We start from the raw sequence: 1025 nt of genomic DNA on the forward strand, positions 1-1025 counted from the left end.
AGAACTGAGTAGCCTCAACCCAGAATATTTTTCTGTGACTTTTGGTGCGCTTGGTACAACACAAGAGGTAACATTAGAGACGGTTTTAGATATTCAAAAAAATGACACTGTCGCTGCTGCCCCTCACCTATCTTGCATTGGTTCAAAAAAAGAAATTATTATTACATTGCTTGACCAATATAAAGCAGCCAATATTAATCGACTTGTGGCACTTAGAGGTGATATCCCATCTGGAGTGCGTGATATTGGTGATTTCCATTATGCCAATGAACTGGTCGAATTTGTTAAATCGCAATACAACAATCACTTCCATATTGAAGTAGCCGCCTATCCTGAGATGCACCCAGAATCTAAAAATCGACTAACTGACTTGCAACATTTTGCTGACAAAGTAAGCGCTGGTGCAGATGGTGCTATCACACAATACTTTTATGATGCTGATGCCTATTTTAAATTTGTTGATGCAACAGAAAAACTCGGTATTAATATTCCAATCGTCCCAGGCATTATGCCGATTACCAACTACACACAACTGGTAAGATTTTCTAATATGTGTGGTGCAAAAATCCCCAGTTGGATTTTAAAAAAATTAGAACTGTATCAAGACGACCTTGACTCACTCAGCGCGTTTGGATTGGAAGTTGTCACCAACTTGTGTCAGACTCTAAAAGCGCAAGGGGTTGATAATTTCCATTTCTATTCAATGAATCACTCACAACCCTCTCTAGAAATCGCTAAGCATTTATAGCAGTACGCTTAATGTTGAGATCTAACCCAACCTTGTAGGCTGTGTAATGCTTTTTTGTCTTGAGAGTGGCACTGCTGCTCAAGCATATCTAGGCGTTCAGCAAACTCAGAAAACACCATTTCATAATGTTTATTTTTAATTTCTTCTTTGTAAAGTTTGGACTTTAGATTAGTGATAATACCGTGATAGACTTTATCATTGGCACCATGAATGGCGTTATCAACTTCTATTTTATGGATAGCATCATCCTTAATCTGTTGCATTTTTTGAATATGTT

1 protein-coding gene and 1 pseudogene are annotated in these 1025 nt (G+C 37.8%); one reads left to right on the forward strand and one right to left on the reverse strand.

Translation table 11 applies throughout. The features are described 5' to 3' along the window. Positions 1-748 (forward strand): methylenetetrahydrofolate reductase [NAD(P)H] (gene metF, locus BBROOKSOX_RS11600; RefSeq protein ID WP_139662032.1); only part of this gene is annotated, 748 nt, incomplete at its 5' end. An 8-nt stretch (positions 749-756) separates the two neighbouring features. Here metF and BBROOKSOX_RS11605 read toward each other — a convergent pair. Beyond that, positions 757-1025 (reverse strand): annotated as a pseudogene (locus BBROOKSOX_RS11605) (hypothetical protein); the annotation flags it as partial.

The organism is bacterium endosymbiont of Bathymodiolus sp. 5 South (assembly GCF_900128535.1).
In the GTDB taxonomy this organism is placed as follows: domain Bacteria; phylum Pseudomonadota; class Gammaproteobacteria; order PS1; family Pseudothioglobaceae; genus Thiodubiliella.